Raw genomic sequence first — 24,855 nt, 5'->3', positions numbered from 1 at the left:
TTGATTATATATTCAAAATGAAGGACTTAGAGAGATTTTCTGGGAAGACAACCCAAAAGGCCCGGCCAGAAGCCGCGCAGTCTTCCCCCCAGACAGTCCTGCCACAAGCACAATTCGTGACGATCGGCGAAGAAGAGGCCGGACAACGTATCGATAACTACTTGTTGCGTATTTGCAAAGGTGTGCCGAAGAGCCACGTCTACCGCATCCTGCGTTCCGGCGAAGTGCGCGTGAACAAGGGCAGGATCGACCAGCTGTACCGCCTGGTGGCGGGCGACGTGGTGCGTATTCCACCGATCCGGATCGCGGAGAAGCCGGACAATGTCGTGCCAGCTGCGGAATTCCCCGTCATTTACGAGGATGCACACCTGCTGGTGATCGACAAGCCGGCCGGCGTGGCGGTGCATGGCGGCTCCGGCGTGTCGTTCGGCGTGATCGAGCAGCTGCGCGCCTCGCGGCCGGATGCAAAGTTCCTGGAACTGGTGCACCGGCTGGACCGTGAAACGTCCGGCCTGCTGCTGCTGGCAAAGAAGCGTTCGGCATTGACCAGCCTACACGAGCAGATGCGCGACGGCGAAACGGACAAGCGCTATCTGGCGCTGGCCACTGGCGACTGGAAAAACAAGCGCCAGCACGTGAAGGCGCCGCTGCATAAATACACCACGGGCGATGGCGAACGCCGCGTGGCCGTGATGGAAACCGGCATGCCTTCGCACACCGTATTCACGCTGCTGCGGAAATACCGGGATTTCGCGCTGCTCGAAGCGGAATTGAAAACCGGGCGCACGCACCAGATCCGCGTACACCTGCAATCGACGGGTTTCCCGATCGCCGGCGACGACAAGTATGGTGATTTCTCCCAGAACAAGGCGCTGCAGAAACGTCCGGTTCCGCTGAAGCGCATGTTCCTGCACGCGCACCAGATCACGTTCCGCCATCCCGACAGCGGGAAAATCATCACGCTGAACGCGCCCCTCGCCCCCGAATGCGAAAAATTCTTGGTAAGCTTGGGCCAACCTGATAACTCTGCTCTGCAATAAAGCAAGCAACAAGAATGGAGCCGGCCTCGCCGGAGCACATGGCAAGAAAGCAATTTGACCTGATCGTCTTCGACTGGGATGGCACGCTGATGGACAGCACGGCCACCATCGTGAAAAGCATCCAGTCCGCGGCCAGGGACCTGGGCCTGCCGATTCCGTCGCGCGAGGCGGCGTCGCACGTGATCGGCCTGGGCCTGTCGGAAGCGATGCAGAAGGTGCTCGGCCCGGACGTGGATCCGAAGTACTATCCGCGCATGGTCGAACGCTACCGGTATCACTACCTCACCAAAGACCACGAGCTGACGCTGTTCGACGGCGTGCCGGAACTGCTCAAGGAACTGACGCAGCAGGGTTATTTCCTGGCCGTTGCCACCGGCAAGAGCCGCGTGGGCCTGAATCGCGCGCTCGACGCGGCAAAGCTGCTGTCCACGTTCCACGCCACCCGGTGCGCGGACGAAACGTTTTCCAAGCCGCACCCGGCCATGCTGCAGGAACTCACGCGCGAACTGGGCCAGGACCTGCGCCGCACCGTGATGATCGGCGACACCACGCACGACCTGATGATGGCGCAGAACGCCGGCTCGGCCGGCATTGCCGTCGAGTATGGCGCCCATCCGGTCGACCAGTTGCATGCATGCCGCCCGGTATTCTCGGCAAAGGACGTGCCGGAACTCCACCAGTGGCTGAACGCCAACGCCTGATGGGCATCGCCAGGCCGTGAGCACCGATATCCTGATCTGCGCCGCCGACGCGGTGCCGGACGGCGGCAAGGGCGTACGCTTTCCCGTGCTGGCCGGCGGCGAAGCGGCCACCGCGTTCGTCATCCGGCATGGCGGCACAGCCTATGCTTACCTGAACCGCTGTGCGCACGTGCCGATCGAGCTGGACTGGAACGAAGGTGATTTCTTCGAATCCAGCGGTCTGTATCTGATGTGCTCCACGCACGGCGCCGTGTATATTCCCAGCAGCGGCCAGTGCGCCGGCGGCCCGTGCCGCGGCGGCCGCCTGCGGCCGGTAGCGCTGGCCGAGCGCGACGGCAACCTGTACTGGCAACCGGACGATTACATCCGCCCTCCGACATCCCCGTTATGAGCAACGACACCCCAGATTCGCCGGGCACCCAGTCGCCCGAGCCCGTCCGTTCGGACACGCCGCCCATCAAGTGGGAACGCGAAGTGCTCGAAAAACTGGTGTTCGCCACCATCAAGGAACAGCGCGCCAATCGCCGCTGGAGCATCTTCTACAAGGTAGCGCTGCTGCTCCTCGTGTTTTTTGCGATCGCCAGCTATTTCGAGGTGAACCTGTTCGGTGGCGAAGGCGATGTCGGCCGCCACACGGCGCTGATCGAGATCGAAGGCGATATCGAGGCGCAAGGCAGCGGTGCCGCCTCGGTGGTGATCCCGGCGATGAACAAGGCATTTGCGGACGAGGGATCGGTGGCCGTGGTGCTGCACATCAATAGTCCGGGTGGCAGCCCCGTGCAGGCCGGCATGATCGTCGACGAGATTCGCCGCCTGCGCCAGGGCTACCCGGAAAAGCCGCTGTACGTCGTGGTGGACGAGATCTGCGCATCGGGCGGCTATTACATTGCCTCCGCGGCGGACAAGATCTACGTGAACAAGGCCAGCATCATCGGTTCGATCGGCGTGCTGATGGATGGCTTCGGCTTCACGGGCGCGATGGAAAAGCTGGGCGTCGAACGGCGCCTGCTGACGGCAGGCGCTAACAAGGGCTTCATGGATCCGTTCAGCCCGCAATCGGACAAGCAGAAGCAGCACGCCCAGGCCATGCTGAACGAAATTCACCAGCAGTTCATTGCCACCGTGCGCGAAGGCCGCGGCAAGCGGCTGCAGGAAACGCCGGAAACCTTCTCCGGTTCGTTCTGGACCGGCACGCGGGCCATCGACATGGGCCTGGCCGACGAACTGGGCAGTGTGGACAGCGTGGCACGCGACGTCGTCAAGGCCGAGGACATCATCGATTACACGCAACATGAAGGCTTGCCGGAGCGGGTCCTGAAGAAATTCGGCGCCGCGGTGGGGCAAGGCGCGGTAAAGGCCGCGGTAGAAGCTGGCGTGCCGGTCATCAAGTAAGCAGGGGCAAGATGAGCCGTTTTCAAACAAAAGCGATCGGGAGCTTGAAAACGACTGCAGATAGGTTATAGTAGTCCTGTAGTTATTGAACGGAGGGCGCAATCTTAAAAGCACTCAACATTCGATCGCGCGGTTGTTATCCGTATCACCTCGCGTAGTAGACTATCTATCGCATCAGCGAATTGAGAGAATTAAATTCCTCACTGGCCCTTCCGGGGCTGGAAAACGGCAGCCCCTGGCTGCTGTTTTCGTTTGGATATTTTCATTTGTACGGGGCCTCTGCATGGCTCGCCGGGCGTTTGCCCGGCTTCCGGTTGGCGCTTGCCTGCCGTTTGCCTGCCGTGTGCATCCAGCTCACCGATGCTTCTTCAGCGCAGCACCGCATCGCTCTCGCCCTGGACCTCGATCTCGCTTCGAAAGCCACCCGCGCGCAACCAATCGTGCAAACCTTGCGTGGTAGCCGCGAACCAGCGATTCTGCGGCATCAATGCCTGTTCGGCGCCAGTACGGCAGCGGGTCATCAACAACTCGGTGGCGAACCGGGCGGCGGCTTGGCGGGCGAGGGCGGAGCGGCATTCAACGGTGATCATTACAGCCTCCAAATGAACGTATCGGGATCGCGGATACTTTCTTAACGATAGGGTAGGAAGATTGGCTGCTGTTCAGCAAATTCCTACATGAGTCTCAGTGTAGCCATCGTCATGGACTCCAACTTGATATTCCTCAACGGCCAAGCGATCGAACCTTGCAATCCGGTAGAATGCCGCCCATGAGCAAACTATCGCTGGATCGCATCCTCCAATCCCAGGGTTTCGGCACCCGCAAGTACTGCCGCGCATTGATCGAAGACGGTGAAGTGGCCGTCAACGGCGCCATCGTCGACAGCTACAAGGCCGCCATTGAAACGGACGGCCTCGTGCTCACCGTGTTCGAGGAGGAATGGCGCTACCGCGAGCATGTGTACCTCGCGCTGTACAAGCCGGCCGGCTACGAATGCTCGCGCAAGCCCAGCCACCATCCCGGCGTGCTGAAGCTGTTGCCCGAACAGTTCACCTGGCGCGACGTTCAACCTGTGGGCCGCCTCGACCACGATACGACCGGCCTGCTGCTGATTTCCGACGACGGCCCGTTCATCCACGCCCAATCGTCGCCGAAGCGCCACGTGCCGAAGGTCTACCAAGCCACCACCGCCGAGCCGGTGACGGAGGCGCTGGTGGCGCAGATGCTGTCTGGCGTGCAATTGCACGACGAACCCGCGCCGCTGGCGGCACTCGTGTGCGAACCGAAAGGTGAGAACCAACTGGAGATCGTGCTGGAGCAGGGCAAGTATCACCAGGTGAAGCGCATGCTGGCCGCCGCCGGGAATCATTGCAACGCGCTGCACCGGTCGGCCATCGGCGGCTTGCAGCTGGCCGATCTGGGCTTGCAGGAGGGCGAGTGGTGCTATCTGGAGCAGGAGCAGCTCGCGTTGCTGGCGCCAGCATAGAGTTTTCGATTGGCCCGCCGTTCTCCGGTGCGGGCCAAGCCATCACGGCCGCAGCCTGCGCCGTTCCTTGCGGCCGTGCTGCAGATAATGGTGCGCCGGATCCATCCCGGCTGCGGCCACATCGGGATTGGCCAGCAGATACTGCGCCGGATCGAAATTGTCTTCCTCTTTCCACTGCAACTGAGAGGGTGAAGTGGCCTCGATAAAGCGCTGGGGGATCCGGTGCCCGGCAACCTGGTTCGGGATCACTTCGCCCGTGACGATATTCGTCAGTGTGCGGAATGCGATGCTGCCGTAGAACGGATCGGACATCATCGGCGTGTAATAAGCGCAATCCTCGAAGAAGTAATGCGTAACCTGTGACCAACGGGTACGTTGCGGATCGAGTTGCTTGGTGCCACCATGCATCAGGTTTGCCGCCCAGATCAGCGCTTGCCCTTTCTTCGCATGGAAGTAATCCGGTTTTGCTTCGTGCGCCTCTACCAGATCTCGCCACATCGCCTCGTAAATCGCCTGCGACTTCGTGCCTTCCATCTCGGCGATGCATTTGCCGATATGCTCATTGGTATAGATGGGCCAGCGGTGGCTGCCGGGGAAATACATCAGCGGGCCGTTGGTTTCATCGATATCTTCCATCGCGACCCACACGCCGCACATGAAGCGCTCAGGACTGGAGCTGAAATGGATCGAGTCCGTGTGGAAATGCTGCTGGGTCCCGACAGGGAAGTTCAGCGTCTGGAATGGCCATGCCTGGCGGCCGTACAATTGCGATAGCAGCGAGAGGATCTTCTCGTTGCAGGCGATGCGTTTGACGTTCTCGTCGAATTCCCATGCATCCTGCACACGCAGGCTGATGCCGGCCTTGTGGCCTTCCGTGCGCCAGCCGTCGAAGTCGTAATGGCTGTGCAGGTTCTGTTTGATCGACTCGGCCATCTGGTCGAAATTCGTGTCGGGGAATTCGAGGACTGCGTAGCCCCTGGTTGCCAGTTCGAAGGCAATGCGGCGGGTTTCCGGGTCGACGGATTCGTCGAAGATGCGGGCGAAGAAGGGGGATTCGACGTGGGGGACGCCGGGAAGGGAAGTCTCGAAAAATGAAGACACGGCAGTAGAAAAGTTAAGTTGGTTGGCGATAAAGTTGGCTATTCACCGTGCCGCATCACGAGGCGTTGTTTCTAGAAACAATCTGGCGGCAAGATCAATCAATCCGCTTAAGATGAGGCTGATAGCGTAAGATCGGTCCACCCCACGGGTCCATGTCACGTGCCACAGCACCGGGTTTTGGAATGATACCAATTCCCGGTGATACGATACAAATACTATGCGGGCGGCATCAAGTGAGAAACTTTATTTTCGTCCAAGAACTTAACGAAAGACCGATATCGATGCTTGAACTTCCGATTAAACCCGGCGAAAGAAACATTTTTGAGGAAATCTTCAATATCAAAATCCTCGGTTATTCTATCTTCTTGGAGGATCGGGATGGAGAAGTGTTCGGCTAGCTCAGTTGTGCGCGTGTCATAAGCAACGAAGATGGCAGGTCGGCCCATCGCCAACGCAGTAATATTTCCGTGGAGCCGCGTTCCAATATTGCCATTCCCTTTTGCCGAGAAGAGGTAATAATCATTTGCGGTTTCAAAACAAACAGCTTCTTTGCGAAAATCCTCGATGAAGCTCGAATCCTCATCAAACCATCCAATTTCTCTCAACTCTTTCACGCCCGCCTCTGCGTCCTTTTTGTAGGCGATTTTTGTCTCAGCTGAGATGCCTTGCGTTAAGTAGCAGAGTGGATAGCCCGCGGCGCGCATCTTCTTTATCAGCCTGACCTGGCAAACACGTGAATTCCATGCGTTACGCGTGTACAGACCACCCAGATAAGGATGAGTCGTGAAATTGAGCTTTTTCTTGGCTCCCCCATCGAATTTGATCTTTAACGCTGGATTCTTTTCGCGGAAAATACTCGGACAGCCAATAACCGAAACATTCTTTATTCCAAGGCTGTGAAGAAGCTTCTCGGTATGCTTACCCCTCACGCCGATCGAATGAACAGATTTCTTGGAGATGACTTTTAGCGCATCAATAATATTGGAATTCAAGACCACTTCATCGCCTTCGCTTGGTGCTTGGGTTCCGATGCCAAATGCAAGAATAGGAATTTGAATGCGTTCAAAGAACGGGAGCCAATCTCCAAGGCCACCGTCGTTGCGGATGTAGTTTGATCCGCGAATCATCAGGTAATCGAATTCGCGGTTATAGCGATCATAGAGCTCATCGTTTATCTCATCGAGCGACCAGGGAACCTCCTCAGCATACTCATAGTTCAAGACCCGTAGCGACGCCTCGTATACAAAGAGATCGCCACGATTCATGTCTTCGGTATCGGAATTCCAAATTTTTCTGCGCACAACAGGTCCAGTCGGCGAGTCCTCGACGTTACCAGAGGGCCAAAGTATTAATATCTTCATAGTTGTCGCTTAAGAAATAGTTCTTAAATTGGTTGTGCACTAATCTCGTTCGAGTTTAGTTATGAAATTCATTACAAATAGCCGCTGTCCTCAAGAACTTTCTCAAAGTTCGCACTTGTATGGCGTTCTTTGACATAGGCTTGCCCTGTGAGTCGCAGCTTCTCGGCGTTCGAAGGATTCTGAATAATCCACTGAAGTGCTTGAACATAAGCATCCGCGGACGTGACGTCATCAACAATTACGCAGTTGTCCGGGCCGAGGTCTGCCCGAATGCCTCCGATATCCGGAGCGACAACGGCCATTCCTGCCCATAACATTTCAAGAAGAATGTTCGGCAGCCCGTCCCATAAGGAAGTATAGAGGAAGCAGCGATATTGTTCCTTTGTGAGCTCGGCAGGGCTCGAAAAAGCTCCACGATACACGATATTTGGTACCGCATTCAGCCTTTGCAAGATTGCATCGCCATGCTCAACAACCGCTGAGCCGTATACCTCAAATGTTACTGAAGGCATGCGCTTGGCAATATCGATCAGAATGCCAGGCTGTTTCTGTCTGTCCAACCTACTTGCCCATAAAACCTTACGCGACAAGTGCGGATAAGGTTTAGCTATCGGTCGATTATGAACGGGATGAGGTAGGACGTGAATTATATCCTTGTCTATCCCGATGTCATTGGCTAGATGGTTCTTGAAAGTCGTGTTGTCGGTATAAATTCCGGTTACACCATCAATGCAACCCCTGATGTGCCTGGCATAGCCGACGGGCTCGCCAAGATCAGTGTAGTCATAGCAATAGAGCGATACGTAAACATCACATAGCGCTCGCAGTGGCAACATAAAGCGCTTTAACGCTTCCCAAGCACTGTGACTGTTAATAATATGCATTTTCTTAACAGACAGCGCCGATACCAAGTGGTAGATAAGTTGCGCTTGGCAATGCAGGACGGCGTTGGAAAATAGTTTCCCAAAAGGAATGACGTCAACTTCCGGCGGAAGCCTCCGTATCCATTCGGAGTCCGTATTCTCTGTCAAGAATACTACGATACGATGACCCCGGCTATTGACCGCCATAATATGGTATAAACTTGCGAGGTCGGCCCCGCCTTTTTTTAGCCACGGAAGGAAAAAGGCGTAGTCGTAAATCTGATGCCTCAGGTAACTGGAGATCTCTTTCATTCCGCTGGCCCACTCATCCTTGTATAGTGGGCTGTAATGCATCGGCGCTGGGTAAGAGATAAGGTCAAGCCCAGGCTCGAAATAGGACTGGCCATTCATGTCACGGGCAATCCAGTCCGGGAGTGTTGTGCGTGAGCGAAAATCTCCTTCAATCCACTCTATTCCCGTCGGGCGTCCCTCTTTTTGACCCGACGTTTGATAGTGCGTTGATGCAGATATGCCATGCACCGCGAGACTAGCTTTCAATCCCGGGTTTGCACTGTAATACAGTTCATCCGACCAAGGCCACAGTCGATGCTCGGAAGCATTTATGTTTATCGCCGGAACGCGGCCTTCCCAGATTCCAAAGGTAATGAAATGCGCGTAACCGCTTGCGACATCGCCTCTTTTTACCCCGGATGCGACGTCCGGATACATCTCGAGATACGCGTTGTCGTCCCAGTTTGGCGGGATGTCTTGGCCAAGGTTGGTACTTGGCGGAATATTACTTTGATCCATCATTCTTGGTCTGTAAGGTTACTTTGCGGATACGCTGGAGTTGGCAGTTTCGGGCTCATCGAAAACCAGTTGGCGAGCAAATGACGATGGACGAACGATAACACTACGAGCCGATGAGCTATGATTGAGGCTGCCGTTAGGCTTCAAGCGGATAAAATGTGTCGTACGAGGTACTGGACGATGCTTGATGTTTTTTGCGATCGTATCCATATTCCAATGCCAGTCTTCATAGCCATACCCATCTTCGATTCCGTTGTCATGAACCGGATTGTCGATATAAACCGAACGGTGTGCAAATGATAATGATGTCCAATAATTTTCGAGCAGTAGACCCGCCTTCGGGGAAGGATTCATGGCGTCAAGATTCACATGCCAGAACGTTCGGTGCTGTTCGCCAAAATAAATATTCACTTCGGGATGATAGATCACAGCTGCCTCAATAGGCTCAATTTGTGCAAGCGAAAACGCTTCTGCGATCCAGTTTTCGGAATAAAGATCATCCCCATCAAGGAAGGCGATGTATTTTCCTGTTGCCTCTGCAACGCCATCCCGTCGCGAGCAGCCTAAATCACCATTCGAAACTTCAATTAGGGTCGCCGGAATATTGGCTAGTAAAGTTCTTTGGGAATGCAGTGCGCATTCCCTAGTTTGAGTATCTGCATTATCGAGAACAATCACCAGTTCGCAATATATGCCTTGTTGTTGCGAATACTCGATCATGCGCGCGATCGACTTGAACGTCGGTGCAACGATCATTCCTTCACGATGGAGGTTTAGTACGCAACTAACATCCATCTCATGCCTTGTTTGCTCACCTTTCGCCGTGAATGCAGCAGGCTTCACCTCTTGCAGATCTTTTGATGAATCCCGTAGATGAGATAGCAATGAACCAATATGGCTTAATTTCCGCGATGTAAGCAATGTCTTCACATCAGTGGAAGAATAAAGCATTTGAACGTATTCCAAACTCTCTTCGTCGCACACGGCTAAATGGGTAAACGTAAATACGGTTTGGTTGATATGTGCCAAAATTCTGCGCTCATAGAACGCCGCCTTGATGTCGCGGAGAGACGCGATAAGGTATCTCGCCACGTTGATTTTTTGGCCCAGCAGGAAGCGCCGCCGAGATCCACAGAAGTAATCGATCAGCTCAAAATTGATATTTACTATCGATTCCGGTCGGAAGTTTGAAAGGAAATTGCCAAACGACTGATCAAAAAGATATGCAATATTATTGCATGACCGAAAAATCATTTTGCAATTGAAGTAGCAGACATTCCCTTCTTGCCTGGCTAACTGTTGAGCAGTCAGTACATCTCCGCAGAGCACTACGATACGGTGGCTGTCCTGCGCGGCATGCCTGAGGCCAAGTTGAAGAGCGCCTACTTGGTCCGAGGGCAAAGCTTCGCAGTCAACAGCCACTATCGAATACTGATCTCCGCAAAATTGAGCTGCACGTGCAAATAGGTAACTGGCTCCAACATTAATGTCAGGAGTTTCGCAATGTAAATCGCTTGCCGCCTTTATAAGCTCAAAAATATCGCTATCATACTCCGCAGCACGCTTGGCTTCATGATAGAGCCATGTAGGTACCTCATCCCGGTAGCGAATCTGGTTTTTTACAGCCAATAAATGCGCGTTGCAGGAGTCATCTGCTCCGCTGAAAGCCTTGTAAGAGTCAAGAATGGCTAGGTCTTTGAATAGCTCCGTTGGCTTCAATACTAAGCCGGCTATTGCACCCAGAGTCGGCCTGGAGGGATCTCGACGGTAAAAATATACAGTCCCTGGCACATAGGCTCGCCCGATACCTTTGGCCAGTGTCTCGCAACTCCAATGCCAATCCTCGGATCCGAATCCATTGCTATGGTCATATGGTTCAAGATGAACACGGGAAAATATGGAAAAATGCGCGAAGAGATTATTGCAGAAGTGCCATGAAGTTGTGAGATGCAGAGGATGGAATGCGGGATCATTGCTTGCAAGTTGTGTCCTCACGAACGACGTCCCGGCCCCGAAGCCCGCAAACAGTTCGGTGTGATAAATGCAGTTCAAATGATCAGTTTTTTTGGCGTATAGATACGCAAGTGCTGGCCACTCACGTTGCCAGACATCGTCTCCATCCAAGAAACAGTAAAACTCGCCTGAAGCTGCTTCGATAGCCCGTTGGCGTGAGCTGCCAAGGTTTCCATAGTCCACAAACTCAATTACAGAAAGCTGGTCTTCGAATTTCTGAATGGAGTTCCGCGTAGACTTGTCTACCTTGTCACCGATGACAATAATCTCGCAGCTTATCGAACGGGCTTTGCATTCATCTGCCGCGGCCAAGACGCTCCTGATCGCCGGCACCAGCAGCAAGCCTTCCCGATGGGCATTCACGATCAGGGAAATATCTGGCTTACTGTTTTTTTGAATATTCACATCATTCCTTCCAACATATTTTAAGTAATCACGTTGCATACTGCCTGCGCGAATCTTAACTAATCAATTTTCTTGCGATCCGAACAATTCGGAAATTGACGCGGCAAGTAGCGTGCTCATGCAATTTTTGGTTCTTGATACGCTTTCAAACGGGCAGCCTATTTTCTCATCATTATTGACCGAATTCGTGCAGCACATTTTTCTCTCCGAAATCGATCTGATGTTCCCGGGGAGATTTTTATCCTATCTGGTGATGCCAATGCATCAGCTACCGATGTTGCGAATCCTCCTGAGTCGAAATAATTTTTTGCTTGATAGGGGATTACGCCTTGAAATTCCTGCACCGGTGGGGTAGCGGATGCAATTACTTTGAGGCCACTCAGGCAAGCTTCCAGAAATGACCAAGATAGAACGAATGGAGCCGTCCAATATGCGTGGACGCGACTAATGCTGAGAAGATCAATCCATGTCTGGTTGGGAATCTTGCCAGTAAAATGTACTCGTGAAAGATCCAGGTCATCTCCGACCTCCTGCAATAAATGTTTCTTCCAGGTCAGCCCATCAGGTGCGTGTTGACCATAGCCGGTCGCATCGCCTCCGATAACGATCGCATGCGCGTTGGGTCTTCGATGCAGTATGTCAGGAAGTGTGCGCATAAAAACATTAAACCCTCGAATTGGCTCGAGATTACGGGCCATGTACGTCAGTACTTCGTCGCCAGGTTTGAACTGGATCCGCTGGCTACCGTCCTGGCGGGAAAGAGTAAGAGACGCGCCCGGGTTAAATCGAAGGCGATCGATGTCGATGCCGTCGTGAATCACTTCGATCTTTTGCTGAGCCCACGCAGGATAAGTGGATCTTTGCCACTGTGTCGGTGAAATCGCTGCATCTGCTATCTCCATGGTCAGCAGGTTTGTCGTGTTTTTTAACCGCAACTTGGCGCGCTGCTGGAAGTTCAACGGTGGCAAGTCGGGATCGAAACCGACGTCTTGGCCTTCCAGCGCGTAGTAATACTCGCAATAGACAACCAGCTTGGCATGCGGGAAAACGTCCTTGATGAACAATGCTTCGCCCCAGCCAGGATGGGCAACGATTACGTTAGGTTCGAATCCTTCACGTTTCAATTGCATGGCCGCTGCAGCACAAGCTTCTGCCCGGAGAACGTGACTTTCCTGTTCCTGCAGCAGCGGATGGGTCTGCTGAGCGGCGTCCCTGAGCAGGCGGTACCGCCGAACCTCGACGCCGCGTGGCGCTGGCAGGTCTGTCATCGTTAGCGCCACTATGCGGTGATTTTGTTCTTCGGCGAGTGCTGTTGCAATGTGCACGAACTGGGCAGGAAAATTCTGATGAATGAACAGAAATTTCACGGTGCCTCCGGCGTGACTGGCAGCATCCCTTTACGAGGGAGGCGTGGACGGGGCGGCAGTGCAAGTCCACCGAATGCGTGGCTGTTCGGGTCGAGATTGAGGCTCGGGTGATAAGCTGGATCGCGTAGCAGAACAAAGCCCCAGCGCCGACGGAGCTCGTCCACCTCGCGCTGCGCCCGGGCCTTTTTCTGAGGCGTGTCTTCGTGGCCGCGGCTTGCGGACTCGGCATGCAACAGTTTCGCGAACGGGGTCCAGATAATAGTCTTGCCTGACGCTCTCACTTTCAAACATAAATCAACGTCGTTGAACGCCACCGGGAACGCGTGCGCATCCATGCCACCTAGTGCTAGGTAGTCACTGCGTCGTAGAAATAGACAAGCGGCGGTACAAGCACTGACCTGTTGGGTCAATTGGTTGCGGCCGTGATCGCCCCAATCTCCATCGGACAGGCGATTACCGAAATGCCCTGCCACATTCCCTATGCCAAGCAACACTCCACCATGTTGCACCATGCCATTCGGCCACAAGAGTTTGGCGCCCACAGCCCCTACACCTGGACGCAACAGTTGCGCCAGGATTTCATCGAGCCATCCCTCATGTAGCGCTTCAATGTCGTTATTGATCAAGCCGACTATCTCGCCAGTTGCCTGCGCAATTGCGCGATTGTTCAGATCCGCATAATTGAACGGCCCAGGCATTGCAAGTACCCGAACTCCTTCAGCCTCGATGGCAGAAAAGTAGGCAAGCGTTTTTTCTTCAGTCGAACCATTGTCGATTACGATGATTTCCAGATTTCGCCAATCGGTAAAGGCGCGAATGGTGTCGATGCATCGTTTGAGCAGATCGGCTCGATCGCGCGTCGGTATGACAAGACTGACCTTCAGGTCGCGAGCGTCAGACGAAAGTGCCGGCAGCAGGCGCCGGGCTGCGTGACGAACGCTGGAATGGCGTTGCAGTGGTAACAGTGAAGAAGTGGGTTCGAGGCCACGCAACACCTTGGCCGCCGCGGCATGACGCGACGCCTCTTCATCTTCGCTCAGAGGTGAATCAAAGCGGTAGAGCACGCGTGGTACATGGACGATAGCCTGTACTTCGCCACGACCTAATATGGCGCCAATGGCACTCCATGCAAACGATGCCTGGTCGGAGGGAGGCGACAAATCACGGAGGAGCTCGGTGCGAACGAGAAAGAGATCGAGAGGAAAATCGCTTGCAAAGGCATAGTCCGAGTTCCAGGCTGGTTTGAACCAAGGGTTGCCCTGATCAATGCTGTCGGTATAAACCAGTTGTGTACCGGGTAGATCGAAGCCGCGCAGCGCATGCTGAAGGGCATCAGGCGCAAGCGTGTCGCCAGCCCGTACACATGCGATCACATCGCAGCCGGCGCTGAGCGCCTGTTGCAACAGTATTGGAAAGTCGGCCCCCGCAAATGTTTGCAGCGGCACATTCTGGGGCTCCAGGCTACTGGCAGTGCGGACTATTGCAGCGGGATCGGGGCGCCCAGTAATGATGACGCCGGTTTTTAGAGTTGATTGAACGAGGGTCGGCTGAGGTTTGTCGAAACGTGAAGCCCATACGTCATACGTATGCAAGCCAACACTCCGTGGCAAATGCCTTTCATACACATCCGCTACCTGGCTAAGCAGCAGGTCATCACTTGGCAACAGACCTTGCAATCCGTCGGGGAAGCAACATACGGTCAAAGGGCTGCCGTTCAGCTGCCGTCCTTCCTCATCCACCACCCGGACGCTATGTACATTACCGTCGGCCAAGCTGGCAGGAAGTGGTAGGTCAAACCCATGAGCGCCGTCAACGTAAGCTCGCAGCGAAGGGTGTAACACGTTCGCACGGCATTCCGCGACTTGCTCATGGCCAACGAACGCCCGTACTGTTAGCGCTCGGCCTGGGGTCGCGGGGTTGAACGCCCAACCGTGCAAGCGCAATCCGCCATCACCGATGACATTGCTCGTAGCGCTGGCCGGCGGCTTCATCATGCTCTCGGCATTTATTTGCCCGAGGATTACGCCCGTATTGGCCACACGCACGGCTAAGGTTCCACGCAACTCCACGCTCAGTGCACGCAGGTCTGCGACAAAGCCATGGCAGACATCGGCGCTCGCCGAAACAGAACGAAGAGTGTCGGCCAAGTCTGTTCGTGCAACGTCGGCTGCAATACAGCCGACCTCGAATTCGTCGAGCAGTATCTCGACGATCACACGGGCGTCATTTCGCTCTGCGTCTAAAGCCCAGCCATATAGCAATCCGTTGTGGATACCTTCTACTGCGCCATACCAGCGTGTCTTGGCCGGGGCGGCATGTCCGGCGATGCCGGTAAAGATTGATTCTGGGTTCATAATCAACAAACGTATTTTGCTAGGCAGCTTTGTCGCGCGACCGTGTGGCGGACCACGTTGACAACCATTTAGCGCTGTCGAAATGCTTGTCCAAACGAACACAGGGAAGCTTCGACGTTGGAATTTCAGATCGGTCGGAAAGAATCACTCGGCAACCGGCAAGCTGCATGATCTGAGCATCACTGAGCACTGCTGCCGATTGCCCGGCGACGTGAGGAATAACATCGACTACTCCCGTCCGCCACAAGGCTTCACTTGCGAAACCAAAAACAAGAAGGCGTAGGCTCAAGTCGGTTTGTGCTGCAAGCTGCCGAGCAAGGCCAAGTATATGACGACCGCCATCCGATAGAGGATGCACTCCCCACACTGCAATACGCTTGCAATCCGCAGACAGCGGTCGCAGCGCTCTCGAGTGCAGATTGCTGACGGCTGCCGGTAGCGCGGCTGATGGCTGCGCTGTCTCTGCTTTTTTCAGCCAGCCGGCAACGCGTGAATTGGCGAGAGCAGCGCGTAAGGCCTTGCGAGCACCCGCAAGTGGATCGTTACTGCAGAATTGGGCGTATTCCCTGTGATAATGGGGATAGCGCGCCCAAAGCACGTTTCGGTTTTGAGCAACTCGCAAGGTTTTCTCTGCACGGAACGAAACAGTGCCTGCGTGCGCTACAAAGACACCAGTCGCTTGCAAATGACGCCAGCCTGAAGCGCGCGCACGCATGCACCAGTCTACCTCTTCGCCATATCCGCGTATTAATGTACTTCCGTCCAGCAAGCCAACTGCATCAAGCACACTTCGACGGATGAGCATCGTAAAACCGCAGCACGAAGGAAGTTCCACGTCGGTCGCACTCCCGCTGGCACGCACCGCAGCTGCAGCTTGGTCGATCAGTGCGAGCTGCGCGGCATCTGGCGCGGGGGCCGCTTGGGCGATCGTGGGGAAACTGCTGATTTCGCCGTTATTTGACCACGGGGTAACAGATGCAATGTCTGGCGCACTGAACAGTACATTTACGAGGCGGTCAATCCAGTTCCCTTGTACAAGCGTATCCGCATTCAGCAGCAATGCATTGTGATCGGGATGGTGTCGTAGTCCGCGGTTGGTCGCTTCAATGAAGCCAAGATTGCATACATTTCGTAGAAGCGTAATGCGGCCGGATGCCGCTAGCTTTTCCAGCCACGAGGAAACTGCCGGTTCCGGGCTGGCATCGTTAACCACCACGATACTTGTCGGCGTATGGTTGTGTGCCAAGCTGGCGAGCACACTGTTCAGGCAAGACTGTACAAGTTTCAGGTCCCGGTAGACGGGAATCACAATCGATACCGGCAGCCGTATCTCATCGTTGCTAGGTGCTAAACGCAGTGCGTTGGCGGGCGGGTAGAAAGCCAATGGCGATCCGGGCAAAAGCTGAATTCCTCCGTTGTCCACCGCTAGCGCGAGGGACCAGACGCCGTTGGGGCGCGGACAGTTTACGCGGAATTGACTTCCGTCAGCTGGGATATCGACCTCATACTGTCGAGTTTCATCGGACACCAGCAATCGCGTCCGCTTAGCGCTACTTTCAGGTGCAAACACCATGCCGGCAATTGCATCGCCATCCTTCCAGCATGCACCGGTATAACCCACTCCCGCAGCGCGTAACAGAGGCAAGAGAGATAAATATTGTCCAGCGCGGCAACGGGCCGGCAGGAACTTCGGACCCAGCTCGGCTACGTCGGCTTTTGCGCCATCGCGCAGCCATGCCTGCAGCATGGCGTCTTGCAATAGTGGATTTTCGGGTTCGGCTTGCCAAGCACCATACCAGGCGCGGGCAGCCATTTCAGAACAGCCTTCTTGCAGCACTTTGGCACGCAAGATGGCAGGAATACTATTTAAAGGTAGACGACGGCACACGTTCTCGACGGCAAGAAGTGCGTCAGCGTGTCGACCCGCCGCTAGAGCTTCCAGCGCGTGGGTCAGCAATGCATCGTCGCGCAAGCGCGGCGTGCACATGGAGAGAAAAAAGGGGGCAGGGCCCCCTTTCAGATGTTGCATAGAGCAGACCGATTCAGATCTTAGGAAATGATGCCTTCAACCACGGTGACCGAACCAACCACGTTCACCTCGAGCGGGTTGGTCGCTGCTTCTGCGAACTCGGCAGCCACGTTGGCGCGCGCAGCACCGTCTGTCAGCGCTTCGACCCAGTATGCAACACCACCCACGTCACCGGCACGGCCCAGAGTGTTCTGGTACAGCGAGGCAACGAACTGCTCGTTGGTCTGAGCGTCGTTCGTGTACTCGGCGGAAGCCAGGAACACTGCGGCGATATGGCCCAGGTCGGAACCAGCATCAGCTGCGTCGAACCAGTACTGCAGACCGCCTTCGTCCGCGGTACGGCCGAACACTGCCTGGTACAGGTTAGCCACGGCTGCCTGCTTGGCGTCGGCTGCGAAGATCAGCGCGTCGTTGTTGTCCAGTTGAACGAACTGAACGTTGGTGATGTCGACATCCACACCGGTGGTGGCGTTGCTGATGATGGCGTGGCCATCTTCGACTTCAACCACGTAATCGGTATCGCTGCCAACCGCTTTCACGATCGTATGCGTGCCGCCGACAACGGTGCTGTCGCCTTGCGCTGCGATCACGGTGTCGTGACCTTCGCCACCAATGACGGTATCCTTGTCGCCAGCCGTAACTTGCGTGTTCTTGTTATCGGCGATCGTGATCTTGTCGGCGCCAGCGGTGCCCACCACTACGCGCTCAACCGTACCAGCTGCTGCTGCGGCAGCCACAACAGCTGCGCCAGCTTCTTTACCGCCAGCCGCTGCCGGGGTGTCGAAGGTTGCATCGACGCCGCCCGCACCTTGGAACAGAACGACCTTGACATCGCTGTTTACGGCGATCGTGGTCGGCGCGGTGCCCGTGGTCTGGACATAGGCCAGTTCGGTACCCGGGGTCAGGTTCAGCGTGCCATTGGTTGCCGTAACTGCCTCGGAACGAACAGTTGCGTCAGCGGTGGTCGAAACCAGCGACAGGATGCTCTCGATCGTCGCAGTCGTGAAAACTTGGCTCGAAACCGAGGCCAGGGTAGTGCTGATGGCGCCACCAGTTTGTTCGTACATGAATAACTCCTCTTAGGATAATAAAAATCCCGGTAAAACTTTCCGGGAACTTGGTGCAGGACGGGCCTGCATATCTAGCCCCGCTTCTTCCCCCGTTTGACGCCGCCGTTGTGCGACACCGCCTTTGGTGGGGCCGAATTCTTCAACGCTGCAGGCTGGGCTCGCAAGCACAGCGCTGTCAGATGTTCCATTCCAGTTGGGCCGCTCAGTGAGACACCGCTTGCGATCGGCTTAACGAATCCACCGGAGAAGTGTGCCTTGCCTTCCAGCCGGTACTCGGCAGCTTTCGGTCCCACCAAGGCAAACCCCACCTCGGTGATACGATGTCCTTTCCCCCGCGTGCCGACGAATTTCCCGGACTGCGCTATGGCAGATGAACCTGCGCCCTCTACGCTGATCCGGTAAGCGAGATCCACCCCTTGCGGGCGGTCGGGCCACATGGCCTGAAAACCTTCCAGTTTGCCGTCTGTTGCATCGCCCAGCAGTTCGCCTTCCGCGGCAACCGCATCCCCGACTGCACCGAGATGGCCGATTAACGATATGCCATGCGCTTTGATACGGATTGGCTTTGATACCTCGGCAGCTGCCGAATCCGATTTTGGTGGCGCTACCGGCGGCTGGACAGGCGGTACGATCCGCCGAGGCTCTTCCAGCGACACACGGTCCACACGCAGTTGCGGCAATGTATCACCCTGCTGTGCAAGGAAGGCACTGACGAGCAGATCCACTGGTGCCTCTGACACGACAAGCGCGATGCAATCGGCGGCGGATCGCAGGACTTCATCATCAGTGCCCGGTGTTCCCAGCCGCTGGACCCGTCCCGTTCCTTTGCCCGGTGCGCGACCGATGGTCATGGGTGCGAGCGTACCTCCCGGATGACGAAGGAGATACATACCAGGACGAAGAGTTACAACGGATGTGTTGATACTTGTCATAAAACCCAAAAACCTGATTGAGACGTTAGCGTGCCACGTTTTACTACCGATGCGTAAGCATGATTCGATTGCATCAAACGTGTTAGGTGAATATTGACGCCCGATGTTGCGTAATGACGTCACGAACTGCAGGGTTATCTGGAGCTCATGATTCTACTCGGAAATTCTTTGCGAATTCTCACACATTGTTACCAAAACTGGTCAAAACGTCAAAAAAACTTCAGTGGTGAAGCTTTCAGGATAGAAGTGTTGCGTTAACGAAACATTGAACAGCTTTGGATTTGTCTCCCTGTTCCTCCCTTCGACGCTGCATCGCATGCCCGACAATACAAACTCAGTCAACCTGTGCACCCGCGCAGGAGCATCCGGGCAAACCATCAGGCACGAAACATGGCAGAAGACAGCGACGCCGAAAAGACAGAACCCGCGTCAGAGAGGCGCCTCACGCAGGCGCGCGAAGAAGGCGACGTTCCCCGCTCCCGCGAGGTGGCCACGTTCACCGTGCTGATGGCCGCGGGTGCCGGGCTGTACATGTTTGGTTCGACGATGGCGCGCCAGCTGTCGGCCACGCTGGCATCGGGCCTGCGGCTTACGCGCGAGCAGGCATTCGACATGGACGTGCTGGGCCACCGCATCCTGGCCGACGTGGTGCAGGTGCTGATCACCTTCCTGCCGCTGGGCCTGGCCGTGATGCTGGTGGCGATCGCCTCGCCGGTGCTGGTGGGCGGCTGGCTGTTCACGGCCAAGGGATTCATGCCGAAGTTCGGCAAGCTCAACCCGGTCAAGGGCATCACCAACATGGTGTCGAAGAACGCGCTGGTCGAGCTCATCAAGGCCATCATCAAGACCATTATCGTCGGCGCCGTCGCCTACATGGTCGTGATGCGCTACAAGGATGCGATCTTCGGCCTGGTGGCCGAGCCGGCCAACGAGGGCTATGCGCACATGCTCGACATGCTGGCGATGAGCTTCCTGATCCTGGTCGGCGCGCTGGGCTTCATCGCCATGATCGATGCGCCGTACCAGATATGGCATTACGCGGACAAGATGAAGATGACGCGGCAGGAAATGATCCAGGAATCGAAGGAATCGGACGGCAATCCGCAGATCAAGGGCAAGATCCGCCAGATGCAGCGCGAGATGGCGCGGCGCCGCATGATGCAGGACGTGCCGACCGCGGACGTGGTGGTCACCAATCCGACCCATTACGCGGTGGCGCTGAAATATGCCGACGGTTCGAAGGGCGCCCCGAAAGTGGTGGCGAAGGGCACCGACGCAGTGGCAGCGAAGATCCGCGAGCTGGCCAAGGAAAACAGGGTGGCGATCCTGGAAGCGCCGGCGCTGGCCCGGGCGCTGCACAAACATACCGATATCGGCGACGAGATTCCGCAGCGGCTGTATGCCGCCGTGGCAGAAGTGCTTGCGTATGTGTACCAGCTGCGCGCCTATCGGCCGGGCGGGCGCTATCCGGATCGCCCGACGAAGCTCGACGTTCCGCCGGACATGGATCCGAACACCGCCACACCGAAACCGTAACCGCAATCCCCAAGGAAGAACACGATGCAAGCGCTCAAGATGCCCGGCTGGATGAACGGTATTACCGGCGGCAAGCCGCAGACCCTGGCCGCGCCGATCCTGATCATCATGCTGCTGGCGATGATGATCCTGCCACTGCCGGCTTTTATCCTCGACCTGTTCTTCAGCTTCAATATCGCCATTTCGGTGATCGTGCTGCTGACCGCGTTGTATACAGTCAAGCCGCTCGATTTCATGGCGTTCCCTATCGTGCTGCTGCTGACCACGATGCTGCGGCTGGCGCTGAACGTGGCATCCACCCGCATCGTGCTGACCGAGGGGCATACCGGGCCGGATGCGGCCGGCAAGGTGGTCGAAGCGTTCGGCCACTTCCTGATCGGCGGTAACTACACGGTCGGTATCGTGGTGTTCATCATCCTGACCATCATCAACTTCGTCGTGGTCACCAAGGGTGCCGGCCGGATCGCCGAGGTGGGTGCCCGCTTCGCGCTGGATGCGCTGCCCGGCAAGCAGATGGCGATCGATGCCGACCTGAACGCCGGCCTGATCGGCGAGGCCGAAGCGAAGCAGCGCCGCAGCGAAGTGTCGATGGAAGCGGAATTCTATGGCGCGATGGACGGCGCCTCGAAGTATGTGCGGGGCGATGCCGTTGCCGGCATTCTGGTTACCGTCATCAACATCGTCGGCGGGCTGCTGGTCGGGCTGATCATGCACGACATGGCGTTCGGCGATGCCGTGCGCACCTACACGCTGCTGGCCATCGGCGACGGCCTGGTGGCGCAGATCCCATCGCTGATCATCTCGCTGGCCGCCGGTGCCGTCGTGTCGCGCGTGGCGTCGGAAAAGGATATCGGCGCGCAGCTGGTCGGCCAGCTGTTCGCCAAGCCGCAGGTCATGTATATCACCGCCGCCATCATCGGCGGCCTGGGCATGATCCCCGGCATGCCGAACCTGGTGTTCCTGCTGCTGGGCGGTGCGCTGGCTGGTGGCGGCTACCTGCTGGCCAAGCGGGACAAGGAGGCCGGGGAGGAAGGCGGTACCGCAGCCCGCCCGGCCGGCGGTCCTGCGGGCGGCGGCGGCGGTGCCGCGGCGGGTGGCGCGGCCGCGGGCGGGCAGGGCGGCGCTGCGGCCGAGAACGAAGAGGCCACATGGAGCGACGTGATGGCTGTCGATACCCTCGGCCTGGAAGTGGGCTACCGCCTGATCCCGCTGGTGGACAAGGCGCAGAGCGGCGAACTGCTCAAGCGCATCAAGGGCATCCGCAAGAAGTTCGCGCAGGAGGTGGGCTTCCTGGCGCCGCCGGTGCACATCCGCGACAACCTGGAACTGAAGCCTTCCGCCTACCGCATCACGCTCAAGGGCGTGGAAGTGGGCACGGGCGAAGCGTTCAACGGCCAGTACCTGGCGATCGACCCGGGCATGGCGAGCGGCACGCTGCCGGGCCTGGCCACCACCGATCCCGCGTTCGGCCTGCCCGCCGTGTGGATCGACGCCAGCCTGCGTGACCAGGCGCAGGGCATGGGCTATACGGTGGTCGATGCCGGCACCGTCGTCGCCACGCACCTGAACCACCTGATCACCTCGCACGCATCCGAGCTGCTGGGCCGCGGCGAAGTGCAGGCACTGCTCGACCACCTGGGCAAGGAAGCCCCGAAGCTCACCGAAGACCTGGTGCCGAAGACGATCTCGCTGTCGGCGCTGCAGAAGGTGCTGCAGAACCTGCTGTCCGAAGGCGTGCACATCCGCGACATGCGCTCGATCATCGAAGCGCTGTCCGAACACACCGCGCATACGCAGGATCCGAACGAACTGACCGCGCTGGTGCGGATCGCGCTGGGCCGGGCGATCGTGCAGCAGCTGTTCCCGGGCAATGGCGAACTGTCGGTGATGACGCTGGATAACCGCCTGGAGCGCCTGCTGATGCAGGCGCTGGCCCAGGGCGGCGCCGACGGCGCCGGCATCGAGCCTGGCCTGGCCGACACGATTGCCCAGCAGGCCGCGCAGGCCGCCGCGCAACAGGAAGCGCTGGGCGTCAATGCCGTGCTGCTGGTGCCCGGCCCGCTGCGGCCGCTGCTGTCGCGCTTCCTGCGGCGCGCGCTGCCGCAGCTGAAGGTGCTGTCGCATGCGGAGATCCCGGAATCGAAGACGATCCGGGTGACCGCGCTGGTCGGCAACACCTGATACGGTGCCGGGGCGTGGCTGGCAGCCTGTCGGGCTGTTTATTCGGGCTGTTTATTCGGGCTGTTTATTCGGGCTGTTTATTCGGGCTGTTTACTCGGGCTGTTTACTCGGGCTGTTTACTCGGGCTGTTTAATCCGGGGGGGATGGCTTGAGCTGGATTGGCTGCACAACGATGGCTGCAAAACGCGAACAGGCTTGCATTGCAAGCCTGTTCGCGCGCCACATGAGTGACGCGAATTTCAGTCCGGCAGCCTGCTAGGCCAGCTCGATGGTGCTGCCGACCACGCCGACCAGCGAAACGACGTCCGGCGACTCCGACACCTGCAGCAGGATCTGGCCACGGTCGAGGCCGCGGTCGAACAGGTCGAGCAGCTGTGCCGTTTCAGCAGCCGTTGCATCGCGATGCAGGCCGGCATCGTAGATCTGGTCGATGAAGTCGCGGTTGCTCAATGCCCCTACCTCGGTCGATTGGGCGAAATTGTTTGCAATGTCGCTCATCGTCACGCCGGCGGCGCTTTGTTCGAGCCAGTAGTTCAGGCCTGCCTCGTCCGGAGCGCGACCGAACATCGTGTTATACAGGCGCAGCAGGACGCCAACTTCGCTACTGCCGAAGTCGACTTTTACCGCCTTGGCCAGGTATTCGCGTGAGTTGATGAACTCCAGCGCCACATCGGCACGCTGCCCGCCTTTGGCAAGGGCATCGACCCAGTAATTGATTTCCGCGGTCGCTGGCTTGCGGCCCATCACGCTTTCATAAAGCGCGGTCACGAAGCCGGCGGAACCGCTGGCACGGAACAGGCCTGCCGCCTCGTCGGAATTGACGAACTCGATGGCGACATCCCGCACCGAGCCACCGGAAGCAATGACACCCGACCAGTAGTCGATTTCCATCGCATTGCCGGCCCGCCCCAGAATGCCTGCATACAGCCGTGCGGCGATCTCGGCGGGCGCGTTGCCCTGGCCACCGGTGAACTCGAGCACTTCGATGTCGCTCATCGCATAGCTTGAATCCGCCTTGCCGGACACCACCAGCGTGCCATCCACCACACGGATCGAGTAGTCGGATGCATGACCCGCGAGCCGGACGCTGTCCGTGCCGCTCCCGCCAATGATCGTGTCATGTCCGGAACCGGGCGTGAACACATCGTCGCGGTCGCTGCCTTTGAGCAGGTCATTCTTCCCGGAACCAAGCAGCTCCAGGCCGGCTTTCGACTCGCCAGCCAGTGGCGGCGTGGTCACCGGTGCTGGGGCCGGAGCTGGAGCCGGAGCCGGAGCCGGAGCAGGAGCAGGAGCAGGAGCCGGAGCTGGGGCTGGGGCCGGAGCCGGGGCAGGAGCCGGAGCCGGAGCCGGAGCTGGGGCAGGAGCCGGAGCTGGGGCAGGAGCCGGAGCTGGGGCAGGAGCCGGAGCTGGGGCCGGAGCCGGAGCTGGGGCAGGAGCTGGGGCAGGAGCCGGAGCCGGGGCAGGAGCCGGAGCTGGGGCAGGAGCCGGAGCTGGGGCAGGAGCCGGAGCTGGGGCAGGAGCCGGAGCTGGGGCAGGAGCCGGAGCCGGAGCTGGAGCCGGAGCTGGGGCAGGAGCGGGAGCTGGGGCTGGAGCCGGTGCCGGAGCTGGCGCAGGAGCTGGAGCCGGTTCTGGCTCGGGTTCCAGCTCCGGTGCCGGGGCAGGAGCCGGAATTGGTTCCGGTTCGGGTACCGGCGCAGGAGGCGGCGCAGGAACTGGTACCGGCTCTGGCTCGGGTTCTGGTATCGGCGCTGGCACAGGAGCCGGCGCCGGAGCTGGTGCCGGTTCTGGTTCCGGAGCAGGCGCCGGCGCGGGAACTGGTTCCGGTTCTGGTTCTGGAGCAGGCGCAGGAGCTGGCTCGGGTTCCGGTGCAGGAGCCGGAGCGGGCGCTGGAACTGGTTCCGGTTCTGGTTCGGGCTGTGGTTCTGGCGCTGGAGCCGGAGCCGGAGCGGGCGCAGGAACTGGTTCTGGCGCGGGTTCCGGCGCAGGGGCAGGAGCGGGCGCAGGAACTGGTTCCGGTTCCGGTTCTGGTTGTGGTTCTGGCGCAGGGGCAGGCGCCGGAACCGGCTGTGGCTCTGGTTCCGGAGCAGGCGCCGGTTCTGGCTCGGGTTCCGGGGAGGGCGGCGCCGGTGGCAGTTCGGTAGGTGGGGCTTCTGCCTCCGGAGGCGTAATCGCCTCGGCAAAGACGATTTCCGCAGTTCCCGTCAAACCCGCCTC

19 protein-coding genes are annotated in these 24,855 nt (G+C 57.7%); 8 read left to right on the top strand and 11 right to left on the bottom strand.

From position 1 onward, the window contains the following. The first annotated feature begins 17 nt into the window (after positions 1-17). From ACY34H_RS25220 to ACY34H_RS25205, 4 genes are read left to right on the top strand one after another with little or no spacing between them, the layout of a single operon-like run. Positions 18-1,040, top strand: coding sequence for an RluA family pseudouridine synthase (locus ACY34H_RS25220; RefSeq protein ID WP_464980215.1), 1,023 nt, complete (start codon positions 18-20; stop codon positions 1,038-1,040). Between the two features lie 38 nt (positions 1,041-1,078). Then, a complete protein-coding gene (locus ACY34H_RS25215) occupies positions 1,079-1,741 on the top strand; it encodes an HAD-IIIA family hydrolase (protein ID WP_464980214.1) in 663 nt (220 codons plus the stop codon). A 16-nt stretch (positions 1,742-1,757) separates the two neighbouring features. Further along, entirely contained in the window at positions 1,758-2,132 is a 375-nt protein-coding gene (locus tag ACY34H_RS25210) for a Rieske (2Fe-2S) protein (protein WP_464980213.1), read from the top strand. After that, positions 2,129-3,133: a S49 family peptidase gene (locus ACY34H_RS25205; RefSeq protein ID WP_464980212.1), complete on the top strand. Its 1,005-nt coding sequence runs from the start codon at positions 2,129-2,131 to the stop codon at positions 3,131-3,133. Before ACY34H_RS25210 ends, ACY34H_RS25205 begins: the two co-directional genes overlap by 4 nt. 368 nt (positions 3,134-3,501) lie before the next feature. Here the strand turns inward: ACY34H_RS25205 and ACY34H_RS25200 are convergent, their stop codons facing one another. Next, positions 3,502-3,723: a hypothetical protein gene (locus ACY34H_RS25200; RefSeq protein ID WP_464980211.1), complete on the bottom strand. Its 222-nt coding sequence runs from the start codon at positions 3,721-3,723 to the stop codon at positions 3,502-3,504. Between the two features lie 179 nt (positions 3,724-3,902). Between ACY34H_RS25200 and ACY34H_RS25195 the strand changes: the two genes are divergently transcribed. Continuing rightward, positions 3,903-4,619 (top strand): pseudouridine synthase, encoded by a 717-nt coding sequence (locus tag ACY34H_RS25195; protein WP_464980210.1) that lies wholly within the window; start codon positions 3,903-3,905, stop codon positions 4,617-4,619. Between the two features lie 42 nt (positions 4,620-4,661). On the opposite strand, the gene ACY34H_RS25190 is transcribed toward ACY34H_RS25195, so the two are convergent. The 9 genes from ACY34H_RS25190 to ACY34H_RS25150 form a co-directional block, all read right to left on the bottom strand. Next, positions 4,662-5,720 carry a phytanoyl-CoA dioxygenase family protein gene (locus tag ACY34H_RS25190; protein ID WP_464980209.1) on the bottom strand — a complete coding sequence of 353 codons (1,059 nt, stop codon included), beginning with the start codon at positions 5,718-5,720 and terminating at the stop codon, positions 4,662-4,664. 215 nt (positions 5,721-5,935) lie between these two features. Then, positions 5,936-6,985: a polysaccharide pyruvyl transferase family protein gene (locus tag ACY34H_RS25185; RefSeq protein WP_464980208.1), complete on the bottom strand. Its 1,050-nt coding sequence runs from the start codon at positions 6,983-6,985 to the stop codon at positions 5,936-5,938. Positions 6,986-7,152: 167 nt separating this feature from the next. Next, complete coding sequence (locus ACY34H_RS25180) at positions 7,153-8,757, bottom strand: glycosyltransferase family 4 protein (protein ID WP_464980207.1); 1,605 nt, start codon at positions 8,755-8,757, stop codon at positions 7,153-7,155. A 15-nt stretch (positions 8,758-8,772) separates the two neighbouring features. Beyond that, a complete protein-coding gene (locus ACY34H_RS25175) occupies positions 8,773-11,211 on the bottom strand; it encodes a glycosyltransferase family 2 protein (protein ID WP_464980206.1) in 2,439 nt (812 codons plus the stop codon). A 119-nt stretch (positions 11,212-11,330) separates the two neighbouring features. Further along, complete coding sequence (locus tag ACY34H_RS25170; protein ID WP_464980205.1) at positions 11,331-12,539, bottom strand: glycosyltransferase family protein; 1,209 nt, start codon at positions 12,537-12,539, stop codon at positions 11,331-11,333. Continuing rightward, a complete protein-coding gene (locus tag ACY34H_RS25165; RefSeq protein ID WP_464980268.1) occupies positions 12,536-14,893 on the bottom strand; it encodes a glycosyltransferase family 2 protein in 2,358 nt (785 codons plus the stop codon). Before ACY34H_RS25165 ends, ACY34H_RS25170 begins: the two co-directional genes overlap by 4 nt. Positions 14,894-14,912: 19 nt before the next feature. Continuing rightward, positions 14,913-16,922, bottom strand: a complete 2,010-nt coding sequence (locus ACY34H_RS25160; RefSeq protein WP_464980204.1) for a glycosyltransferase family 2 protein — start codon at positions 16,920-16,922, stop codon at positions 14,913-14,915. Positions 16,923-16,942: 20 nt separating this feature from the next. Then, a complete protein-coding gene (locus ACY34H_RS25155) occupies positions 16,943-17,989 on the bottom strand; it encodes a DUF4214 domain-containing protein (protein ID WP_464980203.1) in 1,047 nt (348 codons plus the stop codon). Between the two features lie 74 nt (positions 17,990-18,063). Beyond that, positions 18,064-18,843: a hypothetical protein gene (locus ACY34H_RS25150; protein ID WP_464980202.1), complete on the bottom strand. Its 780-nt coding sequence runs from the start codon at positions 18,841-18,843 to the stop codon at positions 18,064-18,066. 471 nt (positions 18,844-19,314) lie between these two features. Between ACY34H_RS25150 and flhB the strand changes: the two genes are divergently transcribed. Continuing rightward, complete coding sequence (gene flhB / locus ACY34H_RS25145; protein WP_464980201.1) at positions 19,315-20,460, top strand: flagellar biosynthesis protein FlhB; 1,146 nt, start codon at positions 19,315-19,317, stop codon at positions 20,458-20,460. 24 nt (positions 20,461-20,484) lie between these two features. Then, positions 20,485-22,641, top strand: coding sequence for a flagellar biosynthesis protein FlhA (gene flhA, locus ACY34H_RS25140; protein WP_464980200.1), 2,157 nt, complete (start codon positions 20,485-20,487; stop codon positions 22,639-22,641). Positions 22,642-22,896: 255 nt separating this feature from the next. Here the strand turns inward: flhA and ACY34H_RS25135 are convergent, their stop codons facing one another. Further along, entirely contained in the window at positions 22,897-23,880 is a 984-nt protein-coding gene (locus ACY34H_RS25135) for a DUF4214 domain-containing protein (RefSeq protein WP_464980199.1), read from the bottom strand. A gap of 2 nt (positions 23,881-23,882) precedes the next feature. Between ACY34H_RS25135 and ACY34H_RS25130 the strand changes: the two genes are divergently transcribed. After that, positions 23,883-24,782: a serine/threonine-protein kinase gene (locus ACY34H_RS25130; RefSeq protein ID WP_464980198.1), complete on the top strand. Its 900-nt coding sequence runs from the start codon at positions 23,883-23,885 to the stop codon at positions 24,780-24,782. Positions 24,783-24,855 lie beyond the last annotated feature (73 nt).

Source organism: Pseudoduganella sp. jia 9 (assembly GCF_055502615.1).
The sequence above is the reverse complement of the archived record's forward strand: the minus strand, read 5'-3'. Positions and strand labels throughout refer to the sequence as shown.

What these genes read in the sequence shown, in the direction of transcription:
- ACY34H_RS25220 (WP_464980215.1), top strand. Translation starts at nt 18, where the DNA reads ATGAAGGACTTAGAGAGATTTTCTGGGAAGACAACCCAAAAGGCCCGG.
- ACY34H_RS25215 (WP_464980214.1), top strand. Translation starts at nt 1,079, where the DNA reads ATGGCAAGAAAGCAATTTGACCTGATCGTCTTCGACTGGGATGGCACG.
- ACY34H_RS25205 (WP_464980212.1), top strand. Translation starts at nt 2,129, where the DNA reads ATGAGCAACGACACCCCAGATTCGCCGGGCACCCAGTCGCCCGAGCCC.
- ACY34H_RS25200 (WP_464980211.1), bottom strand. Translation starts at nt 3,723, where the DNA reads ATGATCACCGTTGAATGCCGCTCCGCCCTCGCCCGCCAAGCCGCCGCC.
- ACY34H_RS25195 (WP_464980210.1), top strand. Translation starts at nt 3,903, where the DNA reads ATGAGCAAACTATCGCTGGATCGCATCCTCCAATCCCAGGGTTTCGGC.
- ACY34H_RS25185 (WP_464980208.1), bottom strand. Translation starts at nt 6,985, where the DNA reads ATGAATCGTGGCGATCTCTTTGTATACGAGGCGTCGCTACGGGTCTTG.
- ACY34H_RS25180 (WP_464980207.1), bottom strand. Translation starts at nt 8,757, where the DNA reads ATGATGGATCAAAGTAATATTCCGCCAAGTACCAACCTTGGCCAAGAC.
- ACY34H_RS25175 (WP_464980206.1), bottom strand. Translation starts at nt 11,211, where the DNA reads ATGCAACGTGATTACTTAAAATATGTTGGAAGGAATGATGTGAATATT.
- ACY34H_RS25165 (WP_464980268.1), bottom strand. Translation starts at nt 14,893, where the DNA reads ATGAACCCAGAATCAATCTTTACCGGCATCGCCGGACATGCCGCCCCG.
- ACY34H_RS25160 (WP_464980204.1), bottom strand. Translation starts at nt 16,922, where the DNA reads ATGCAACATCTGAAAGGGGGCCCTGCCCCCTTTTTTCTCTCCATGTGC.
- ACY34H_RS25155 (WP_464980203.1), bottom strand. Translation starts at nt 17,989, where the DNA reads ATGTACGAACAAACTGGTGGCGCCATCAGCACTACCCTGGCCTCGGTT.
- ACY34H_RS25150 (WP_464980202.1), bottom strand. Translation starts at nt 18,843, where the DNA reads ATGACCATCGGTCGCGCACCGGGCAAAGGAACGGGACGGGTCCAGCGG.
- flhB (WP_464980201.1), top strand. Translation starts at nt 19,315, where the DNA reads ATGGCAGAAGACAGCGACGCCGAAAAGACAGAACCCGCGTCAGAGAGG.
- flhA (WP_464980200.1), top strand. Translation starts at nt 20,485, where the DNA reads ATGCAAGCGCTCAAGATGCCCGGCTGGATGAACGGTATTACCGGCGGC.